Here is an 18,935-nt window from a genome sequence, read left to right as displayed (position 1 = left end):
CGTCGGTACAGTGCAAAGTTGTCTCAGGGGCTCAGCGCTTGTTGAGCTGCGCCAGGGCCTGCCGGGCCAGGTTCAGCGTCAGCTCGCGGGTCGACAGGTCCTGCCCCAGGCGCAGCGCCTGGCCGGCCCACAGGCTACTGAAGTCGGCTTCATCCAGGGCGCGCAAAGGCATCAAGGCACCGCCGGCCAATGGAAACGCCGGCGCCGCTGGGTTGATCGGCCCCAGTTCGCGCATCACCCGATTGACGATCCCCCGCGCCGGGCGCCCGGTGAACAGGTTGGTCAGGGCCGTTTCGCTGGCCTGGGCGCTGTGCAATGCCTGATGGTGGGCGGGGGTGATAGTGGCTTCGGGCGTGAACAGATAGGCCGTGCCGATCTGCACCGCCGAAGCGCCGAGGGCGAACGCGGCAACCATGCCCCGTGCATCGCCAATCCCACCGGCAGCGATCACCGGCACACTGACCGCATCGACGATCTGCGGCACCAGGGCCATTGTGCCAATCTGGCTGGTGAGCCGATCGCTGAGAAACATCCCGCGATGCCCACCGGCTTCATAGCCCATGGCAATGATTGCATCGCAGCCGTGCTGCTCCAGCCAGATCGCTTCTTCGACAGTGGTGGCCGATGACAGCACTTTTGCCCCGGTGGCCTTGACCCGGTCCAGCAGGGCTTTTTCCGGCAGGCCGAAGTGGAAACTGACTACCCCGGGGCGGAACTCTTCCACCACTTCGCAACTGGCAGTGTCGAATGGGGCGCGGTTGGAGACCGGGGTCGGTGCGTCAAAATCGGCTCCCAGTTCACGGTAGTAGGGCTCCAGCATCGCCTTCCACTGGCGGTCACGTTCGGGGGCAGGGACTGGTGGCTGATGGCAGAAGAAATTCACGTTCAACGGTCGGGCACTGGCCTGGCGAATGGTGCTCAGCGCCTGGCGCAGTTGCTCGAGACTCAAGGTGGCCGCCGGTATGGAGCCGAGGGCGCCGGCCTGGCTTGCGGCAATCACCATCTGCGGGCTGGTGCTGCCGGCCATGGGGGCCTGGATGATCGGCAGGTCAATGCCCAAGAGGTCAATAATCCGCGTATCTGGCCAGGTGCTCATGGTTCGCTTCTCCAGTGGTGGAAAGCCCGGGGAGGGCTGCCCGGCATTTTTAACAGGGGCGGCCGGGGCAAGGCCAGTCTGTATTATTCACTGGACGCCGGCGCCTGTTCATGCACGGTGCGGCGTTCGCGCTGGAGCAATTGCTGCTTGCGCTCCACCCCCCAGCGGTAGCCCGAAAGATTGCCATCGCTGCGTACCACGCGGTGACAGGGAATCGCCACGGCCAGGCGATTGGCGCCGCACGCCTGGGCCACGGCGCGAAAGGCGCTGGGCGCGCCGATGCGTTGGGCAATCTCGGCATAGCTGGCAGTGCTGCCTAGCGGAATGTCGCGCAGCGCCTGCCAGACACGCTCCTGGAACGCTGTGCCGCGCAGGTCCAGGGGCAGGTTCAGGCCAAGGGCGGGCGCTTCGATAAAACCCACCACCTGGGCGATCAACTGTTCAAAACCGGGGTCGGCGCCGATTAGATTGGCCTGCGGGAACTGGTCCTGCAGGTCGCGCGCCAGTTGGTCCGGGTTGTCGCCCAGGAGGATCGCGCAGACCCCGCGATTGCTTTGCGCCACCAGAATCGCCCCCAGGGAGCACTCGCCGATGGCAAAGTGGATATCGTTATGGATGCCGCCGGCCTTGTAGTCGCTGGGTGTCATGCCGAGCAACTGGTCGGCAGACGCATAGAAGCGGCTGTTGGAGTTGAAGCCTGCGTCGTACAGCGCGTCGGTCACCGACTGGTTGTCCTGCAGGTGAGCCCTGACCTTGCGTGAACGATGGGCCCGCGCATAACCCCGTGGCGTCAGCCCGGTCAGGGTCTTGAATACGCGGTGGAAGTGGAAGGGGCTCAGGCCGGCGCCGTTGGCCAGGTCTTCCAGGGCGGGCAGGGTCTCGGCCTGTTCGATATGGCGGCAGGCGGCGGCGACCAGGTGCGCATGGCGTTGCGCGACCTGGGTCTGATCGGCCGAGGTGCGTTTATTGGGGCGGTACCCGGCGGCTTCGGCTTGCTGCGGGGTGTCGAAGAACTCGACGTTCTTGCGCAGCGGCTGGCGTGCGCTGCTGCTGGGACGGCAATACACCCCGGTGGTCTTGACCCCATAGACGAAGGTCAGGTCGGCCGTAGCGTCACGGGCAACAATGGCCGCCCAGCGCAGATCATCTTCAGTGCTCATGGCAATAGCTCGGCAATGGATCAGTGGCCAGGATAATCACCGGGGAGGGGCCGCACACTCCGTTGCTTGCGGTTGAATTCACCGGGTCAGCCGGCCGTGCGAAACGTCAGGTTGATCCGTTGTGGCCCCATGCGCGGGTGCGCGCCTTCCTTGATCGGCAGCACCCCATGAAAACGCAGGCGGTCAACGCCGCCCCAGACCGCCACGTCGCCATGGAACAGCGAGATCTTTTGCGTCTTGTCACTGCGTTGGTGGCCGCCAAACAGAAACACCGCCGGCAGGCCCAGGGACAGCGAGACCACTGGCGCGTTGTAGTCGCGCTCGTTCTTGTCCTGGTGCAGGGACATCCTCGCACCCGGCACATAGCGGTTGATCAGGCAGGCGTCCGGCGCAAAACCGTCGAAGCCCGCTGCGCTGGCCGCGTTGATCGCCAGTTCGCGCAACACCGCCGGCATGCTCGGCCAGGGCTGCTGGCGCTCGGGGTCGAGGGTGCTATAGCGATAGCCCTGGGGGCTGGTGGTCCAGCCCAGTGCGCCGCAACTGCTCAGGGCCGCCGACATGGTATAGCCACCGGGGGTGACCATATGCCGGAACGGGGACTGGACCAGGACAGCACGCAGCTCGGGCAAGACACGTTCAAGCCAGGGCAGGGCATAGCCCCTGAGGACGTAGGATTGTTCGCCGATTTGCTCGCGACGGGCCGGTTGCTGCAAGGCCTCGTCGCTGAACAGGTCGCCGGTGGAATGAGGGTCCATGTTGCACAATCACTCCGCTGCTGGTGATGGTTTACAGGGCCTTGCTCACGGTGATCTCAGTGATTTCGTCACTGGCATCGTGGATTTTCGCCAAGGCCGCCTGGGCCTCTTCGGTGCTGGCCGACTGCAGTTGGGCAAATTCAAAACGGCGTTCGCCGTTGAGCTTGTACTTGATGACGTATTTGGTGGTCTGGTTCACGGGCATTCCTGTGGTGTAAGGCAGCGCAATCAGCTGAGTTTGGTGCTGGTGCGGCGAACAATGCGGATTTTATGGGACAAGGCCGGCTTGCGGGTAACGCTGATGGCACGGCGTGTCACCACATCCAGGGTGATGTTCCAGAACCCGGTGCTTGGCGCGGTGATTTTGGCCGGGAATTTGTCGAACGCGCCACCGTGATACGTGTGGCGACCACCATTTTTGAAGCTGCGGAAATTCGCATCGCTCATCAGGCGGATATTGCAGGTCTGCGAGCATTCAATGACGACAATGTCCCCTTCGTTCAAGTGTTCGCGCTGGTGGATGAATTTCATGGGGGGTGTCTCCAGAAGGGCTTTTTCTGAAAAATCAGAACGATACGTGGGTTAAGATGGAGTTTATCAGCCCCAGCACGTTTATTATCGGGTCGTCGTCGGCGTCTTCGACAATTTAAAACAGTTATTTACCGATATATCAGGGATAAATCCTACGTTGGCGGGAGAAAAATACCATCTTCGCTGTCGTAGGGTCTTTATCGGAGGTTTTGTATGAAGTGGAGTGTATTGGTTCTGGCCCTGGCAATAGGTGGATGTGCTTCGGTTTCAGACATCAAGCAGACACCGCCAACCCTGGCGGTTATCTCCGGGAAAAAACCGCAGGAATACGCGGCGTGTGTGGTGCAGAAACTGTCGGCGACCCGTCGCCCGTCGCAGATCGAGCCGCTCAAGGAAGGTGTGCGGGTAATTGTGCCGCAGAAATTTTCGGCTGACCCATCGGCCATTTTCGAGATTGAAGACCGCTCCAGCGGTAGCAGCATCAAGCTCTACGAGAGCATGTCCAATGTGCCGATTCGTCCGGGTGATGTGAAGAAAGCTGCGGAAGACTGCATTTCCGGCTGAGTCCACCTCACCGCTCATACGCGATCAACTCCGATCAAGAAGCCTGGCCTGCGCTTGCAGTGCCGGGCTTTTTATTGCCTGAAATTTCTTACCCAGCGGTTGTGACTGTCAGCCCATTACCCTACCATTTGTAGGCTTATGCATTGTAGGTCTAAGCATATAACTATAAAAATGGAGTCGTGATGATGTCTGTGGAGAGAGTGTTGATGGGTGGCGCCCTGCTGCTCATGCTCGGCAGCGCGCAGGCGCTGGAGGGCAAAAAGGTGTTCAATGAAGGTGGCGCGCAGCCTGGCGCGGCGGCTTGCATGGCATGCCATGGCGCCGATGGCCTGGGGCTGGCGGCTGCGGGGTTTCCACGGCTGGCGGGGTTGCCGGCGGCTTACCTGAGCAAACAACTGCATGACTTCCAGAGTGGTGCGCGCAGCAACCCGGTGATGACGTCGCTGGCCAAGGCGCTTACCGATGAAGAAATCGCCGCAGTGACCCAGACGCTGGCGGCGATGCCGGCGCCGGCCGTGCAAACCGGCCATCGCAGCATGGCCCCGACCAATCCCACCGAAAAACTGGCACTGCAGGGTGCCTGGGAGCGGCAGATTCCTGCGTGCGTCAGTTGCCATGGCCCTGCAGGTGTCGGCGTGGGCGAGGCGTTCCCGCCGCTGTCCGGGCAATCTGCCGCCTACCTGGCCGCCCAGCTCAATGCCTGGCGCAGTGGCACCCGGCACAATGATCCCAATGACCTGATGGGCCATGTGGCCAAATCCCTCACGGATGACGAAGTGCAGGGGATTGCCGGTTATTTCGCCTCCTTGCCTGGCCAGGAGGTCAAGCCATGAAGAACCTGTCATTTGCACCCGTGCTGGTCGCGTTGATCAGTGTGCCGGCGTTGGCCGCACCGATAGCCATGGAAGATCAGTCGCAACTGCAGGTGCCGGCTGCGGTGTCTGCCACCACGGCGTTCCAGCCACCTCAGGCAAGCGAGTTGCCCGACAATGCCTACGGCAAGTTGGTGATGCAGGGTTATGCGTTGTTCGTCGATACCAAGCGCCTGGCGCCGCAGTTTGTCGGCAACGGTCTCAATTGCAGCAACTGCCACCTGGATCAGGGGCGCCTGGCCAACTCCTCGCCGCTGTGGGGGGCTTACCCGATGTACCCGGCCTATCGAAAAAAGAATGACAAGGTCAACTCCTTCGCCGAACGCCTGCAGGGTTGCTTCCAGTTCAGCATGGACGGCGGCACGCCACCGGCAGCCGACAGCCCTGAGATTGCCGCGCTGTCGACCTACGCTTACTGGCTGGCGAGCAAGGCGCCGCTGGGCGTGGAGTTGCCTGGGCGTGGTTACCCTGATGTGCCACAACCGGCCAAAGGCTACAACCTGGCGCAAGGGGCCGAGGTGTACAAGGCACAGTGTGCGGTGTGCCATGGCGGCGAGGGGCAGGGGCAGAAGGTCGGTGATAGCTACGTGATGCCACCGTTGTGGGGCAAGGACTCCTATAACTGGGGCGCCGGTATGCACCGGATCAACACGGCGGCCTCCTTTATCAAGCACAACATGCCGCTGGGCAAGGGCGGTAGCTTGAGCGACCAGCAGGCCTGGGACGTGGCGGCCTACGTCAACCGCCATGAGCGCCCCCAGGATCCGCGCCTGGTGGACGGCTCGGTGGAGAAGACCCGCGTCAAGTTCCACGCCAATGATGGCGTGAATCTGTACGGGCAAACGGTTGATGGCGTACTGATTGGCCAAGGCATCCGTTAAACTATCGGCCGACCACAAAAAATGCCGCTCAAACCCCGGGGTTTGAGCGGCATTGTCATTCTGGAAAGCAATTATGAAACGTGAACGCGTCAGAGAGCGGCATGCAGAGGGTCACATCTCTGCGACCCATGTGATTCAAAATCCGGCCAATTCGGGGGAGTGGATTGTATTTTTCAAGAAAAGCGGCGGGCGCAGCTTTTTCCTGGTGGATGACCAGGACGAGGTCGAATCCTTTGCGAAACTGGATGACCTGATCGACACCATTCGTAGCCTGGGCATCAAGTTCGCCGAGATTCACATGTAACCGCCCGGGTTACTTGCAGACCACCACCACACTGCGGCCCTTGAAATTGCCCACGTCCACGCCCAGGGTCTTGTCGCTGTCCTGCAAGGCCGGCGTGCCTTCGGTACCGACGATGCGGTAACCGGTGCCTGCGCAGGATGCATCGGCTTTTTCATAGCAACTGGCCCAAGAGTTGGCCTCGCCCGAGCAGTCGATGGTCAGGCCTTGTTCGCCATTTTTCAGATAGATATCAGATGTGGTGGTGCAGCCGGCAAGCGCCAGTACCGAGATCAGTGCCAGGATTTTGTTCATGAGTTGGGTCGTCGTCGAGGGTGTTGGAGGGGCGCTGACACTGTCGTGGGGCGTTGGCGCGAGAGTATAGCGAACTGCCACTTAATGCGCAGTCTCAGAAACAAAGTCTGTGACTGCGCCCCCGCGATGTGTCCGGCCCTGGCCTTTTGCGTGTGTCATGGCACACCCATCACGAGTACACCGCTGCCGCTGACGGGGCCTGGGGTGGGCAGGGAGCCGGCTCGCCGGACGAGGGTAAACGTCACATCGTCGCCGCCCACGCTATTGGTAATACTGGACAGGAAGGCGCCGCCGACCTGGACGGCCGTTGCGCTCCTTACGAGTGCCGTGCCGACATCCGGGTTGCTCATCAGCAGTAGCCTGGAGTCGAACGATGACGGCGTACCTTTGTAGGTAATGGTGATCGGCGTGGTGATCCCCGGGTCCGGGCACGCGTAGGTGAGTCGGCGGTCACGGCGAACGGTGGTTGTCAGCGGGTCGGTGCCGATTGCCCTTTGGTGTACATCGCCGAAGTCGATCTCGATCGGGTTGTTATTGTTGATCGTGCAGGTTGACGGGGAAATGGTGAAGTCGTTGGCGGCGGTATAAGTGACCGTGAGTTGCGGTCGGGTGCCGTCGAAATTGTTCGAGCTGGTGAGGCGCAACAGGCCGAGGGTGTCTCCTGTGCGCACATCAATCGGATTGGAGGGATCGTTACGCACCAGAATATAGGGGGTGATATTGATCGGGTAGCCGATCCCGTTGTTGGGCATGGTGGCCACGCGGATACCCGCCGGAACCGGCGTATCGAGGAAGCTGCCATTGATGCGCAAACCGCTCCTTTCCCGGGTGAATTTGGGGCCGGACGTCCAGGATGTTCCCGAGGCATTCCCGGTTGCCCAGTAATCCTCCCCCCAAACGGGGCCTGCGCCGGCGGTAAACCGACATTCGAGCCGGGCGCCCTCCATCAGAATCCTCACGCGATCTGTATCGAGCCGTACGTCTACGGGGACGGTCAGGTGGGTCACCCGCGCCCACTCCCCACCATTGATCCGACAATCGACAGCCAGCGCGGCCGAACTAACGCTAATCAGCAGGAGAAGCACCATGGCTTCATATAGTCGTTTCATCTTGATCTCTCGTTGCTTCTCTACGCAGGCGCTGTCCAGCGAACAATCAGTCGCTGTAAACCTGGTTGGCCTGAAAGCCTATGGGTATCAATCGGTTTTTTGAGCCTACGAACTACGGGTAGTCCAGGGTAAAAGTAGAGGTCGCGGTGTAGGCGCCATGGCCAATGCTCTGGTCCCTGATGGCATTCGGCTCACCCTGTACATAGGCTTTGAGCTCAATAACGTTGCTGCCATTACGCAACACCTGTTCGTCGCTGACTGTATTCAGAGGCAATGGCTTTTGGCTCGGTGTCTCGATACCGATGCCAATGCCTGAGGCACCACTCCCTGCGTCCAGCGCGAGCAATCCGGGCAGCGCCGGGTTTTCCCTGCCGCCGAACGTGATGGTGACCGTGTTGCTGATCGTGGTGTTGCAATCTTCCAGGTGCAGCTTGAAACCCCGACCCTGGGAGCGGGTGTTGATGTAGAGATGCTTGCTGGTCAGGTCCCAGAGCTCCAATGTGATGGCCTCGTCGCCTGGACGGATAGTGCAGGCCTCTTCCACCAGGTTGCCCTTCAAGCGCAGGTTGTCCGCCGCTTGCCCCTCGGGGGTCAGGCCGGTGGTCAGCAGTAAGGCCAGCCCTGCACTTGGCCAGCCCTTGTAAATCGTTTCGTGTCCCATGGACGGATCTCCTACTCGTATTCGGCCAGCAACGTAGCCACCGCCGTAAACTGTGCAGGGGACAGCGTGGTGCCTGGCTGTTTGACGGGAACAACCTCCAATGCCGGCGGTGACGACAGGGTGATGTCCAGCGGTGTGTTGAGTGGAAACGGCTGGTCATTCTGGAAAATCCGGATCCCCAGTGCAGGCACATTGGTTTGCAATGCGGCGCCGTCAAACCCTGTCGCCGTGCCCCTGATACTCAACTTAAGCTCCCACGGCAGCGTGGCGGGGGCACAATTGATGGTGTAGCCGAGCCCGCGACGGTACTTCACTCCGTCGACCCGCTTGACCCCGACATCCCCAAAATCGACTTCAATGCTATTGCCTGCGTTGATCGTGCAGGGCGGCGGCTCGTTCAGCGTGCCGCTGAATGTCAGGTTGGCCAGCGCATTGCTGCAAAGGCCGATGGAACACAAGGCGAGCAATGCTCGCTGCTGGCAACGGGTCATTGATCGCTCCTTTTCATTGGTACTCGATGACAAGGGTGGCGGCGGCATCAAACACCCCTCCTGTCAGACTGCTGCCCGCGCGTTTGACAGGCACGGCCTGCACGATCGGAAAGTTTGGATAGGTAAACCTCACAGCCGTATTCAGCGGCCAGTCGGCGTCATTCACGAACAGCTTTACCCCAAGGTCGGCCTTGCGGGTGCCGAGCACGCGACTGTCAAACGCCGCTCCGGTGCCCTTGAGTTCCAGGGTCATCGCGTTGCTGAAGGGCGAGTCGCATGTCACGGTGTAAGGCACGCTTCGACGATAATTGACCCCGTCAACCCGTGATGTCAGGAGGTTATTGCCAAACGGCACATCGAGCGTGCTCCCGCTGTTAATGACGCATGGCGGCGGGGCGATGATTTGTGCCCGGATGATCAGATTGGTATCGGCCGACACTGCTTGGCCTGCCGCCCACACCAGGGCGCCGGTAAGAATGGCCTGCGCGCCGATTGACTTAGCCATTGTTTTGCCCTTAGTCATAATTGAGCCTGAAATCCACTACGGCGCGAAATGCCCCGCTGGTCAGTGGTGCAGAGGTGCGCGTAGGCTGAACATTCCAGGTCCGGGTGCTGCTGCCCAATGCCAGAAACAGTGGTTCGCCCCTGGAGCCCAGCCGTACATCCCGCCCCACGTCATCGGTCAGGCGCAGGCCCATCCCGGTGATGCCTTGTACTTTGACCAGCCGCGGATCATCGTTATCGGCAGGGGCGACAAACGTCACCGACAGCACTGGTTGAAAGGCACTCCACGCCAGGTTCCCCGTACGTTCGCTACGGATGCTGCCGGCGGTGCGCTGGCAATCGGTAAAATGCAGCTGGAATGCCACAGTTGTTGCCTGGTCGCCCGGCCGCTGCAATTGGCTGGTGGACACGGCGCCCAGGTCAATCGTCTGGTGCAGTGACGTCATCTCCAGGCTGCAAGGGGTCTCATGCATGGCCCCGTTAATGTTCAGCAGCCCATTCATGCCCTCGATATCATCCTCGGCGTGTGCGCCCCCCACCAAGGCAAAGGCCAACAACAGGCCGCCCAAGACCTTCCCATTGTGCGATTTCATGATGTTCTCCCGCGGCAGGTGCTACTCATTTGGGCGGTGGGGTTTGCGAGCTGACCTTGCAGGTTTCACCACTGCAGGTGAAAGCCAGCAGTGGGCGACCACCGTAGTCGTTGACGTAGGAGAAGTAGGGCGTAGTACCGAGTGTGTCGGCCGATGGCCCCAGCGTCAGCGCGCCTTTGGGCGGTACCATCACCGGCTCGAAGCCCGGTACGGTTTTGCCGTCCCTGCTGCTGCGCGCATCCACCAGGGTCACGTAGTAAGGCGTTGGGTTATTCACCTGATAACTGGCGCCTATGCGGGTCAGGGTCAGCTTTTCCTGCCAGGGGGTGGATAGGTCTTGCTGGCTCGGCGCAATGGCTTGCGGTCGGTAGAACAGTTTGATTCGGGTCTGCAGGGCGATTTGCAGGGTATTGGATTTATCACTGCGCGGCGGGATCTCCCTCAAATTGAAGTAGTAGACCGTCTCGCGATCCTGCGGCAGCATTTTTGCCGCCGGCAATGCCTGGACTTTCACCTGGCTCTGTTTCCCCGGCTCCAAGCGCTGAACCGGCGGTAACACGATCAGGGGAGTGGTGATTTTCGTGCCCGCTTCATCCTCGATCCAGCCCTGGGCCAAATACGGCAATTGGGTGTTGTTATTGGTGATGTTCACGCTGGTGGCCTGTTTGCCACCATCGAAAATCACTCGGGTGCGGTCCAGGCCGATTGCGGCATTTACACTCGGGCTCAAGCCCATTGCCAGCAGGGCGAAGGCCGGAAGAGGGAGGCGCGTCTTGAGCGTCATGAGGATGTGTTCTCCGTATCGGTAGGCTGCCCGCTCAGTACCGGCGGCACGGGCAAGGATTGATCAGTGGCGGTCTTGCGGCAGCTCAATTGCAGGGCATCGGTCAAGCCATCAGCAGGCAAAACGACAGGGAGCGTGAGGATGCACTGCTCGGCACCTCCCCAACTGACGGCCATCTGCCCGCCGGCCTGTATGCCGCTCAGATAGACATGGCCGTCGTCATTCACAATCCCGGTATCCTGCTGTTTCATGTTCTTGACCTGCGCGCCGAACGGCGGTGAGTTGCCATCTTCCAGGCGAAGAACCGCCATGGCTTTCTCGCCGGCAATCACGTCCAGTGAGCGGTAGCCGATAGCCCCTTCGGTCAGTGTCAGTTGCGTCACCGATTGAGTGGCTTCGACATTGTTCGGCAGGCTCTCCAGGTCGACGCTGGCCGCCGTACGCTGATAGCTGCTGATATCCGAGATAACCGCCTTGCCAAAGGCATTGCTGCGGCTCGGGCTGCCGTAACCCCGCACAGGCACATCCGGTACGCCGCCGGTGTCGACCATCAGGCGGGTTCCGCCCGTGCTGTTGGTCCGGTGCAGCGCAGCGCCGTGAGACGTAAGCGTGCCACCGCCGCGCGCAGACACGCCGAGGCTGCTGTTACCGGATTGTTGGCTGGCGCTGAGGTCGATATCGGCCTGATCGCCCATGTGGGTCAGATAGCCGCTGGCAGAGCTATCGCTTGCACGGAGTTGGTAGCTATTGCGCGCATCAAGGCGATCACTGAAGCGCGACGAAAAACTGTTATCGCCCGCGGCCCGGTAGGCATCCAGCGACAGCGTGCCGGTGCGCCCCAGCGGCAGGCTGACCGTTAGCGCCGCACCGTTATCCTTGTAGCTGTATTCCAGGGTGCGATAGATGTTCAGGGACAGGCTCATGTTTTTCACGGTGCCCACATTGAAATAACGTGACACGGACATGTTCCAGCGCTGCGTGTGTGGCCGGTCCCAATAGGTTTGTTTGTTGTAACTGGCGTAGACCGTGGCCCCAAGGTCGCGAAACTGCTTATTCACCGTGGCCGTATAAAGGGCCTTGCTCCCGTCGATAGGCTTCCAGTCATCAATGCGTTCACCGTCCTCGTTGTACCCCCCGCGCCCGCCGAGTTCGCCGTTCAAACCGTAATGCCGAGCGTTGAGGTATTCACTCATGCTCAGGAAGCCCTTCTCGGAAAACCGGTAGCCGGCGAAGGTTATCTGGCTGTCGTACTGCTCAAAGTGCTTGGAGTATTGGAGGCGGTAGGATTTACCCGCGAGCCGCTCATTCCAGACGGTTGCCTGGGACTGGGTGACATCCAGCGACAGGGCCCCGAACGCGAGCAGGTCACGCCCAGCGCCGACGGACAGCGCATGGTAGTTGTTATCCGTGATCCCGCCGCCAAACAGCGACCAGCCGTTGCTGACCCCCCAGGAGAACTCGCCGGTCCCGAAAAAATCACCGTCACCGTTGTACTGGAGGTTGGACGGTCGTCCCGTTGCCAGCTTGTAGCGAACCTGGCCGGGGCGTGTCAGGTAGGGAACACCCGCCGTATCTAGCTGGAAGCTGTGGACCGAGCCGTCCTGTTCTTCCACCCGCACATCCAGTGAACCGGACACGGCGTCGTTAAGGTCCTGAATGCGAAAGGGGCCTGCCGCGACCAGGGTTTCATACAGCACACGGCCTTGCTGGCTGACGACGACTTTTGCATTGGTTTTCGCCACTCCGACGACTTCCGGAGCGTAGCCACGCAAGTTGGGGGGCAGTTGGTTTTCATCCGAACTGAGTGCAGCGCCGGTAAAGCGGAAACTGTCGAACAGGTCCGAATACAGGTAGTTCTCTCCCACCACGAGGCGCGACTTCAGCGCAGGAATTGCGCGATAGGCGTAGTAGCGCGTCCAGTCCAGTTTCTGGTCCTTGGCTTCGCCCTCACGGCGTCTCTCGAAACGCCCCTGCCAGTCTGCCCTGAAGCGCCAGGCCCCGGCGTTCGCGCCGAGCGTTCCGTTCCCACTCAGGTTGTTGCGGTTGCCGCGATTGTTTTGATAGTTGGACTGCGCTGTGATGCTGTAGTCCGCCAACAGCCCCGGCACACCTTCATCCCAGCGCGAGGGCGGGTCCCAATTGATGTCGCTGTATTCGAGATAAGCCTGGGGGAGGTTGATTGTCAGCGTCGAGGTGGCCAGATCCCCACTCACTTCCATGCCTGGCAGCCCTTGGATCTCCAGGCACTGCCCGTTATTCCACCAGGTGAGTTTTGCCGCGCCGGACGCCTTGAGGCCAAGCTGTTCGACGAGATCGGGGGACAAACAGGCCTGGCTGCCCTTGGGATCATTATCGGGGGGATAGAACACCACCGACTGCTCAGCAATAGGCTGGGCATTGACCTGCACCACCATTGAGTAGGTGCCGGGCAGAATAAACCCGCTGCGCGCAAATCGGGACAAGTCAATATTGGTGCGATCATTCAGATCGAGAACATCCGTATTGAACTCGATATCCCCGCTGGCCATTGCAGTTCCAGCCAGTGACATCAACCCGCTAAATAGGCCTGGACGCAGCGAATATTTGACCTTCGACGTATTCAACATGAAAAAACGACTCATCAATGTTCAAAAATATTCCAGCTTGAACCGCACGGCGGCACCGTGAGCGCCAGGCATCAGCGGCAGCCCGTTGCCGACCAGGCGAAGCGTGTAGTGCAGTGTCATGTCGCCTTCTGCCAACGGCAGCAACGGCATCGGTTCACCCGGAATGCTCTCTTGGCCGGCCGCATCCCAAATGTGCAGGGCGACCCCCTGTGAACCACCAAAGGCAGCAAAGGAGCGACCGTCTCTATCGCGGGCACCGTCAAAGGTCACTTGCAGGTGCTGCCAATCCGGCAGGTTCACATCCGGGCGTGACGGGTCAGGGCGGGTCAAGGAGCAATTGACCAGGCGCAACTGGAAGGGGTGAGGTTCACCTATCGCACTGCGCAGCAGCCGGCCTATGGGCTCGGGAGGCATCTCGATGGTTTGATCGGCACTGACCAGTTCCAGCCCGCAAGCGGAGTCAATGACTTCTCCTCCCAAGGTGACTAACCCCTCACCTTGCGCCGCCGCACTCGCGAAAACGCAGGGGCTGATGAGCACCGTCAATGAAGAGGCAATGGCGAAACTCAGGAATGTTTTCACCTGTATCTCCCGTCAGAATCCCCCGCCACCCGAAGTGGCGGGGGCCGTACTTACTGATAGGCCAGGGTGAAATTGGTCACCGCGCTGAAATCACCAGGCACGATCGTGCCGGTGGCGGCACCTTGTACATAGGCACCAAACTCCAGGGTGTTGTTACCGACGGCAATGGCTTGCGGGGTCGTTGCGACACCCAGCTCAATGGGCTGGCTACCATGGGTCATCATGATGCCGATACCGCCCGCGCTACCCACTGTGCCCAACCCGCCCGGGACAACGCTTGAGGGCGCGCCCGTGAATGTAGTCGTCACCGTATTATCAGTCAGGCCTGCCAGGTCGCAGCCTTCAAGTTCAATCAGAACGCGCCGGGCTTCAGATTTCCCCCCTGTCTGCAATTGATGTTTGGCGATCGCGCCAAGATGAACAGTTTGATCTACGGAGTCAGGCTTAATAGAACAAGCACCCGAGTGGACCGACCCTTCGAACGTAACTGTCCCATCTGCCGCATGAGCGGCAGAGATCGCGCCAGCAAATAGTCCGATAGTTAGCAGTGCAGTTTTAAAATTATTTTTCATTTGCAGGTACCTACAGAGTAAGTGTTGTTGAGAAGTCCGACCGCAACTGTGCGTAGGACCTATTAAAAACGGTTATGGAGTGTGCAGTTAAGTGTCCAGGTTTCAGTGCTTTGGATTTCTCCTCTTCTCTTGAGGTATCGAAAGCTTGCGATTGAGTTCGCCGCTTTATAGGCGTAGTCCAGGGTCGTGCGGCAAGCCGGAACGGTCCGGCCAGTTGGCTCTTTGCCTCAGCGGAGGCTCGCAGAAAACTCAGCCCGGGTGCGGTTGAGTTGGTGTTCAGCGAAGTGCTGGTTTTCCAACTATTTGTATTGCGCTTCGGGAGAACATTCGAGGCGGGGCAATTATTAGGCTACTAGTTTTAGTAAGGAAGTCGTCCGGTTCCCTTGCTTGCGTAGTCTTTTAGTGGTGGGGCATATAGGAAAGTTATGGCCGTTTTTCAATAATCGAGAAATGACCGTAAGACTTGGACTACATTTGGTTTGGTGAGGGAGGCGAGTTGCTATAAAAATAGGTTGGCAAGTGTTTGGAGGCAATAGTGTATGTTGAGGAGAGCGAACTAATTTTCCTTCTCGTGAGTGAGTGCGTGGGCTCTGCCAGGGCGCAGATACAGGCAATGCGATGGGATGGCTGGCAAATAAAAAAAGCCCCGATCATCGGGGCTTTTTATGTGCAATCGTAGGGGCTTATTTCCCCTTTGGCCTTTTGCTCGATGCGTGACCGGCTTCGTCCACAAACACTTCGGCTACTGCAATAGCCTGGCTCTCGGTGGCGAATGCCCCGGCGACGCTGTCTCCGTGAAAATTGATCAGGTGCCAGCCGTCTGCTCGCTTAGTGATCAGGTAGCCGTTTACGCCTTTGGGTTCTGACATCGATTAACAATCTCGTGGTCTGGTTCAAGCGGGCTATGATAACGCCAAACGCGCAGGGCAAGCGCAAGTTGTTGCAGGTCAGTGCTCTGCACCCAAAAGCGTGCTAAAACAACCGAAGGCCTTTTAAGTAGCGGGGCACGGTTGGTTTGAGCTTGCCGTTGGTAGGGCCAATTGCAGGATCGGTGGAACTAACGCCGACATTTTTTCTCTATGTTGACATCGCAACGCCAGCAGCGCCCATTGTAAGGTGGCTGCGGCCTGATTAGACTGCGCCGAATTTCGTACGCACAGCCCTTATTAAGGACTTTTATGATCAAGAAATGCTTGTTCCCAGCAGCCGGTTACGGTACTCGCTTCCTGCCAGCGACCAAGGCCATGCCTAAAGAAATGCTGCCGGTGGTAAACAAGCCACTGATCCAGTACGGCGTCGAAGAGGCACTGGATGCCGGCCTCAACGAAATCTCCATCGTCACCGGCCGTGGCAAGCGCGCACTGGAAGACCACTTCGATATCAGCTACGAGCTGGAAAACCAGATCAAGGGCACTGACAAGGAAAAATACCTGGTCGGTATCCGCAAGCTGCTCGACGAGTGCTCGTTCTCCTACACCCGTCAAACCCAGATGAAAGGCCTTGGCCACGCGATCCTTACCGGTCGCCCACTGATCGGTGACGAACCGTTTGCCGTGGTCCTGGCGGACGACCTGTGCGTCAACCTGGAAGGCGACGGCGTCTTGACCCAGATGGTCAAGCTCTACCAGAAGTACCGCTGCACCATCGTTGCGGTGCAGGAAGTCGACCCTGCGGAAACCAACAAGTACGGGGTGATCGCCGGTGATGACATCGGTGATGGCCTGATCCGCGTTCGCGACATGGTCGAGAAGCCGGCGCCGGAAGATGCTCCGTCGAACCTGGCAATCATTGGTCGCTACATCCTGACCCCGGATATCTTCAAGCTGATCGAAGAAACCGAGCCAGGCAAGGGCGGCGAAATCCAGATTACCGATGCTTTGCTGAAACAGGCCAAAGACGGTTGCGTGATTGCCTACAAGTTCAAGGGTCGTCGTTTTGACTGCGGTGGCGCTGAAGGCTACATCGAGGCGACCAACTTCTGCTACGAGCACTTCTACAAGACAGGCAAGGCTTACTGATTAAGCATTGCCTGTTGAGTCTCAAGAAAGCCACCTTCGGGTGGCTTTCTGGTTTTTTGGGCGCAAGCGGGTATCCTGATGTCCTGCCGAGGAGAGTGAAATGGCCTACGATTTTGATCTTTATGTGATTGGCGCCGGTTCCGGTGGTGTACGGGCGGCGCGGTTCGCCGCAGGTTTTGGCGCGAAGGTGGCCGTGGCGGAAAGCCGCTACCTGGGCGGTACCTGTGTCAACGTTGGCTGCGTGCCGAAAAAACTGTTGGTGTATGGCGCGCACTTTGCCGAAGACTTCGAACAAGCCAGCGGCTTTGGCTGGTCCTTGGGCGAAGCGAACTTTGATTGGGCGACATTGATCGCCAACAAGGATCGCGAGATCAACCGCCTCAACGGTATTTACCGTAACTTGCTGGTCAACAGCGGGGTGACCCTGCACGAAGGCCATGCGCGTCTGACCGGCCCCCACGAGGTCGAGATCAACGGCGAGCGCTTCACGGCCAAGCACATCTTGATCGCCACGGGCGGCTGGCCGCAGATCCCCGAGATTCCGGGGCATGAGCATGCCATTGGTTCCAATGAGGCGTTCTTCCTGAAGCAACTGCCCAAGCGCGTACTGGTGGTGGGTGGTGGTTATATCGCGGTGGAATTTGCCGGGATTTTCCATGGTCTGGGCGCGCAGACGTCGTTGCTGTATCGCGGCGATCTGTTCCTGCGCGGCTTTGATGGCGCGGTGCGCAAGCACTTGCAGGAAGAGCTGACCAAGCGCGGCCTGGACCTGCAATTCAACGCCGATATCGCACGTATCGACAAGCAGGCCGATGGCAGCCTCAAGGCCACCCTGAAAGACGGTCGTGTATTGGAAGCCGATTGCGTGTTCTACGCCACGGGCCGGCGCCCGATGTTGGATAACCTGGGCCTGGAGCACACCGGGGTCAAGCTGGACAAGCGTGGCTTTATCGAGGTTGACGATCTGTACCAGACCGCCGAGTCGTCGATTCTGGCCATTGGCGACGTGATTGGTCGCGTGCAACTGACACCCGTGGCATTGGCTGAAGGCATGGCGGTGGCGCGGCGTCTATTCAAGCCTGAGCAGTACCGCCCGGTGGATTACGCGATGATCCCCACGGCAGTGTTCAGCCTGCCGAATATCGGTACCGTGGGCCTGAGCGAAGAGCAGGCGCGGGCCGATGGGCATAACGTGCAGGTTTTCGAAAGCCGCTTCCGGCCGATGAAACTGACCCTGACGGAGTGCCAGGAGCGCACGCTGATGAAGCTGGTGGTCGATGCCGATACCGACAAGGTGCTGGGTTGCCACATGGTCGGGCCGGATGCGGGCGAGATTGTCCAGGGCCTGGCGATCGCCCTCAAGGCGGGGGCGACCAAGCAGCATTTCGACGAGACCATCGGCGTGCACCCGACGGCGGCGGAAGAGTTTGTCACCATGCGCACGCCTGTCGCTGGCTGATCAGGTATTCCCTGTTGCCTCTGGCGCCGTTGCAACGACGGCGGCCAGGCGCAGCGCCTCAATGGTGGCCTGGGCCTTGATCAGCTCCAGTTCCAGGGTTTTGCGGCTGTGCTGCTGCTCGGCCAGGGCTTCCTGCCGTGCCTGGTTGTCCAGCACGGCAACCCGCAGGCGCTCCTGGAGCAGGGTGCGCTCGCTATCAATCAGGCTTACCTGTTCGCTCAGCTTGAGCTGCTGGGCCTGATCCTTGCGGCTTTGCTCTTGCAGAGTCGCCAACTCCTTCGCCGTGACCCGGTGCTCAATCAATAGCCGCTCATTATCGCGATGCAGCTGGGTGATTTCGTCCTGGCGCACCATGGCGCTCTGCTGGGCCTGACGCAGTTCGGCCTGCAGTTGCTGCAGTTGGCCTTCGTGGCGGCGTTGTTCCTGTTCGCGTTGGTCTTTGATCGCAGTGCGGTAGTGCTCAAGGGCGTCGCGGGCGTGCAGGTGCTTGTCTTCCAGCGAGCGAATCTGTTCGTCCTTGTCCGCGAGTCGTAGCTCGTAGTCGCTGCACGCCTGGCTGAGTCCGGCGTTGCGGGTTTGCTCGGTTTGCAGGCTGGTGCTGGCGGTCTGCAGGGCTGCGCTTTCTTCCGCCAGGGCGGCGGCCTGAATATCAAATTGCTGCTGGAGCTGGTTGTGGGCTGCGGTCAGTGCCTCTGCCTGGGCGAGCAGGGCGGTTTTCTGCTGCTCGAACTGCGCCAGGGCCTGGTCGATGGGTTCCTGGGCCTTCTCTTTCAAGCGCTGGGCCAGGCGTGCGACCAACTCGCCAAGCTCATCGTCGATGGGCGCCTCGGTAATGGCAAGGCGGGTTTCGCTCTCGTCCAGCTCCTTTAAATAGCGGTGGATGGTGGTTTTCGAGCCGGTATTGCCCATTTCGATGCGTACCGCATCAATGCTGGGGTTTTCGCCGCGGGCGAGGATTGCCAAGCGTGCCGTTTGAACTACTGCTTTATTGATGCCGCCGCGAGCCATGGGGTCTCCGTCGATTTAGTACTGTGGTATGTATTATGTATATACATACTTTAACACGAATAAAATTGCCTTTAAATTGATGATTTTACAGATG

General features: G+C 59.7%; 23 protein-coding genes. 6 read left to right on the top strand and 17 right to left on the bottom strand.

Annotated elements, in window-relative coordinates:
* Positions 1-31: 31 nt before the first annotated feature.
* From HBR93_RS19100 to HBR93_RS19080, 5 genes are all read right to left on the bottom strand, one after another.
* Positions 32-1,096 carry a nitronate monooxygenase gene (locus HBR93_RS19100; protein ID WP_057440043.1) on the bottom strand — a complete coding sequence of 355 codons (1,065 nt, stop codon included), beginning with the start codon at positions 1,094-1,096 and terminating at the stop codon, positions 32-34.
* Between the two features lie 83 nt (positions 1,097-1,179).
* Positions 1,180-2,256: a bifunctional DNA-binding transcriptional regulator/O6-methylguanine-DNA methyltransferase Ada gene (gene ada / locus HBR93_RS19095; RefSeq protein ID WP_169960851.1), complete on the bottom strand. Its 1,077-nt coding sequence runs from the start codon at positions 2,254-2,256 to the stop codon at positions 1,180-1,182.
* Between the two features lie 86 nt (positions 2,257-2,342).
* Entirely contained in the window at positions 2,343-3,011 is a 669-nt protein-coding gene (alkB, locus tag HBR93_RS19090) for a DNA oxidative demethylase AlkB (protein WP_169960850.1), read from the bottom strand.
* Positions 3,012-3,042: 31 nt separating this feature from the next.
* Positions 3,043-3,210, bottom strand: coding sequence for a hypothetical protein (locus tag HBR93_RS19085; protein ID WP_162947682.1), 168 nt, complete (start codon positions 3,208-3,210; stop codon positions 3,043-3,045).
* A gap of 29 nt (positions 3,211-3,239) precedes the next feature.
* Positions 3,240-3,542, bottom strand: a complete 303-nt coding sequence (locus tag HBR93_RS19080) for a DUF1883 domain-containing protein (protein WP_003173824.1) — start codon at positions 3,540-3,542, stop codon at positions 3,240-3,242.
* Between the two features lie 213 nt (positions 3,543-3,755).
* On the opposite strand from HBR93_RS19080, the gene HBR93_RS19075 reads away from it, so the two are divergent.
* The 4 genes from HBR93_RS19075 (at position 3,756) to HBR93_RS19060 (ending at position 6,163) form a co-directional block, all read left to right on the top strand.
* Entirely contained in the window at positions 3,756-4,106 is a 351-nt protein-coding gene (locus HBR93_RS19075; RefSeq protein ID WP_057440046.1) for a hypothetical protein, read from the top strand.
* A gap of 182 nt (positions 4,107-4,288) precedes the next feature.
* The gene (locus tag HBR93_RS19070; RefSeq protein ID WP_169960849.1) at positions 4,289-4,939 is read left to right on the top strand and encodes a c-type cytochrome; all 651 of its coding nucleotides are present in this window, start codon (positions 4,289-4,291) and stop codon (positions 4,937-4,939) included.
* A complete protein-coding gene (locus HBR93_RS19065; protein ID WP_169960848.1) occupies positions 4,936-5,859 on the top strand; it encodes a c-type cytochrome in 924 nt (307 codons plus the stop codon). Before HBR93_RS19070 ends, HBR93_RS19065 begins: the two co-directional genes overlap by 4 nt.
* Before the next feature lie 73 nt (positions 5,860-5,932).
* Positions 5,933-6,163 carry a hypothetical protein gene (locus tag HBR93_RS19060; RefSeq protein ID WP_057440048.1) on the top strand — a complete coding sequence of 77 codons (231 nt, stop codon included), beginning with the start codon at positions 5,933-5,935 and terminating at the stop codon, positions 6,161-6,163.
* Positions 6,164-6,172: 9 nt separating this feature from the next.
* Here HBR93_RS19060 and HBR93_RS19055 read toward each other — a convergent pair whose 3' ends face one another.
* From HBR93_RS19055 to HBR93_RS19005, 11 genes are all read right to left on the bottom strand, one after another.
* Positions 6,173-6,454, bottom strand: a complete 282-nt coding sequence (locus HBR93_RS19055; RefSeq protein ID WP_057440049.1) for a hypothetical protein — start codon at positions 6,452-6,454, stop codon at positions 6,173-6,175.
* 155 nt (positions 6,455-6,609) lie between these two features.
* Positions 6,610-7,563, bottom strand: coding sequence for a fimbrial protein (locus HBR93_RS19050; protein WP_169960847.1), 954 nt, complete (start codon positions 7,561-7,563; stop codon positions 6,610-6,612).
* A 112-nt stretch (positions 7,564-7,675) separates the two neighbouring features.
* Positions 7,676-8,224, bottom strand: coding sequence for a fimbrial protein (locus HBR93_RS19045; RefSeq protein WP_057440051.1), 549 nt, complete (start codon positions 8,222-8,224; stop codon positions 7,676-7,678).
* A gap of 11 nt (positions 8,225-8,235) precedes the next feature.
* A complete protein-coding gene (locus tag HBR93_RS19040; RefSeq protein ID WP_169960846.1) occupies positions 8,236-8,715 on the bottom strand; it encodes a fimbrial protein in 480 nt (159 codons plus the stop codon).
* 13 nt (positions 8,716-8,728) lie between these two features.
* Entirely contained in the window at positions 8,729-9,220 is a 492-nt protein-coding gene (locus tag HBR93_RS19035) for a fimbrial protein (RefSeq protein WP_057444807.1), read from the bottom strand.
* 10 nt (positions 9,221-9,230) lie between these two features.
* On the bottom strand, positions 9,231-9,812 hold the full coding sequence (locus HBR93_RS19030; RefSeq protein WP_169960845.1) for a fimbrial protein: 582 nt from the start codon (positions 9,810-9,812) through the stop codon (positions 9,231-9,233).
* Positions 9,813-9,837: 25 nt separating this feature from the next.
* Entirely contained in the window at positions 9,838-10,596 is a 759-nt protein-coding gene (locus HBR93_RS19025; RefSeq protein WP_169960844.1) for a fimbria/pilus periplasmic chaperone, read from the bottom strand.
* Complete coding sequence (locus tag HBR93_RS19020; protein ID WP_169960875.1) at positions 10,593-13,202, bottom strand: outer membrane usher protein; 2,610 nt, start codon at positions 13,200-13,202, stop codon at positions 10,593-10,595. The genes HBR93_RS19025 and HBR93_RS19020 overlap by 4 nt, the downstream gene beginning before the upstream one ends.
* Before the next feature lie 21 nt (positions 13,203-13,223).
* A complete protein-coding gene (locus HBR93_RS19015; protein ID WP_057959610.1) occupies positions 13,224-13,784 on the bottom strand; it encodes a fimbrial protein in 561 nt (186 codons plus the stop codon).
* A gap of 50 nt (positions 13,785-13,834) precedes the next feature.
* Positions 13,835-14,356 (bottom strand): fimbrial protein, encoded by a 522-nt coding sequence (locus tag HBR93_RS19010; protein WP_169960843.1) that lies wholly within the window; start codon positions 14,354-14,356, stop codon positions 13,835-13,837.
* 683 nt (positions 14,357-15,039) lie between these two features.
* Complete coding sequence (locus HBR93_RS19005; protein ID WP_029294643.1) at positions 15,040-15,225, bottom strand: hypothetical protein; 186 nt, start codon at positions 15,223-15,225, stop codon at positions 15,040-15,042.
* Between the two features lie 309 nt (positions 15,226-15,534).
* Between HBR93_RS19005 and galU the strand changes: the two genes are divergently transcribed.
* On the top strand, positions 15,535-16,374 hold the full coding sequence (gene galU, locus HBR93_RS19000) for a UTP--glucose-1-phosphate uridylyltransferase GalU (RefSeq protein ID WP_057440057.1): 840 nt from the start codon (positions 15,535-15,537) through the stop codon (positions 16,372-16,374).
* Between the two features lie 100 nt (positions 16,375-16,474).
* Entirely contained in the window at positions 16,475-17,833 is a 1,359-nt protein-coding gene (gorA, locus tag HBR93_RS18995; protein ID WP_169960842.1) for a glutathione-disulfide reductase, read from the top strand.
* On the opposite strand, the gene HBR93_RS18990 is transcribed toward gorA, so the two are convergent.
* Positions 17,834-18,841 (bottom strand): DNA-binding protein, encoded by a 1,008-nt coding sequence (locus HBR93_RS18990; RefSeq protein WP_169960841.1) that lies wholly within the window; start codon positions 18,839-18,841, stop codon positions 17,834-17,836. It lies immediately after the preceding gene.
* Between the last annotated feature and the right edge of the window lie 94 nt (positions 18,842-18,935).

Origin of the sequence: Pseudomonas sp. WS 5411, from assembly GCF_012985595.1 — a bacterium.
In the GTDB taxonomy this organism is placed as follows: domain Bacteria; phylum Pseudomonadota; class Gammaproteobacteria; order Pseudomonadales; family Pseudomonadaceae; genus Aquipseudomonas; species Aquipseudomonas shahriarae.
This window is presented reverse-complemented; position numbering and strand designations above follow the sequence as displayed.

What these genes read in the sequence shown, in the direction of transcription:
- alkB (WP_169960850.1), bottom strand. Translation starts at nt 3,011, where the DNA reads ATGGACCCTCATTCCACCGGCGACCTGTTCAGCGACGAGGCCTTGCAG.
- HBR93_RS19045 (WP_057440051.1), bottom strand. Translation starts at nt 8,224, where the DNA reads ATGGGACACGAAACGATTTACAAGGGCTGGCCAAGTGCAGGGCTGGCC.
- HBR93_RS19055 (WP_057440049.1), bottom strand. Translation starts at nt 6,454, where the DNA reads ATGAACAAAATCCTGGCACTGATCTCGGTACTGGCGCTTGCCGGCTGC.
- HBR93_RS19025 (WP_169960844.1), bottom strand. Translation starts at nt 10,596, where the DNA reads ATGACGCTCAAGACGCGCCTCCCTCTTCCGGCCTTCGCCCTGCTGGCA.
- HBR93_RS19010 (WP_169960843.1), bottom strand. Translation starts at nt 14,356, where the DNA reads ATGAAAAATAATTTTAAAACTGCACTGCTAACTATCGGACTATTTGCT.
- gorA (WP_169960842.1), top strand. Translation starts at nt 16,475, where the DNA reads ATGGCCTACGATTTTGATCTTTATGTGATTGGCGCCGGTTCCGGTGGT.
- HBR93_RS19075 (WP_057440046.1), top strand. Translation starts at nt 3,756, where the DNA reads ATGAAGTGGAGTGTATTGGTTCTGGCCCTGGCAATAGGTGGATGTGCT.
- HBR93_RS19100 (WP_057440043.1), bottom strand. Translation starts at nt 1,096, where the DNA reads ATGAGCACCTGGCCAGATACGCGGATTATTGACCTCTTGGGCATTGAC.
- HBR93_RS18990 (WP_169960841.1), bottom strand. Translation starts at nt 18,841, where the DNA reads ATGGCTCGCGGCGGCATCAATAAAGCAGTAGTTCAAACGGCACGCTTG.
- HBR93_RS19020 (WP_169960875.1), bottom strand. Translation starts at nt 13,202, where the DNA reads ATGTTGAATACGTCGAAGGTCAAATATTCGCTGCGTCCAGGCCTATTT.
- HBR93_RS19035 (WP_057444807.1), bottom strand. Translation starts at nt 9,220, where the DNA reads ATGGCTAAGTCAATCGGCGCGCAGGCCATTCTTACCGGCGCCCTGGTG.
- HBR93_RS19050 (WP_169960847.1), bottom strand. Translation starts at nt 7,563, where the DNA reads ATGAAACGACTATATGAAGCCATGGTGCTTCTCCTGCTGATTAGCGTT.
- HBR93_RS19005 (WP_029294643.1), bottom strand. Translation starts at nt 15,225, where the DNA reads ATGTCAGAACCCAAAGGCGTAAACGGCTACCTGATCACTAAGCGAGCA.
- HBR93_RS19030 (WP_169960845.1), bottom strand. Translation starts at nt 9,812, where the DNA reads ATGAAATCGCACAATGGGAAGGTCTTGGGCGGCCTGTTGTTGGCCTTT.
- galU (WP_057440057.1), top strand. Translation starts at nt 15,535, where the DNA reads ATGATCAAGAAATGCTTGTTCCCAGCAGCCGGTTACGGTACTCGCTTC.
- HBR93_RS19070 (WP_169960849.1), top strand. Translation starts at nt 4,289, where the DNA reads ATGATGTCTGTGGAGAGAGTGTTGATGGGTGGCGCCCTGCTGCTCATG.
- HBR93_RS19040 (WP_169960846.1), bottom strand. Translation starts at nt 8,715, where the DNA reads ATGACCCGTTGCCAGCAGCGAGCATTGCTCGCCTTGTGTTCCATCGGC.
- ada (WP_169960851.1), bottom strand. Translation starts at nt 2,256, where the DNA reads ATGAGCACTGAAGATGATCTGCGCTGGGCGGCCATTGTTGCCCGTGAC.
- HBR93_RS19080 (WP_003173824.1), bottom strand. Translation starts at nt 3,542, where the DNA reads ATGAAATTCATCCACCAGCGCGAACACTTGAACGAAGGGGACATTGTC.
- HBR93_RS19060 (WP_057440048.1), top strand. Translation starts at nt 5,933, where the DNA reads ATGAAACGTGAACGCGTCAGAGAGCGGCATGCAGAGGGTCACATCTCT.
- HBR93_RS19065 (WP_169960848.1), top strand. Translation starts at nt 4,936, where the DNA reads ATGAAGAACCTGTCATTTGCACCCGTGCTGGTCGCGTTGATCAGTGTG.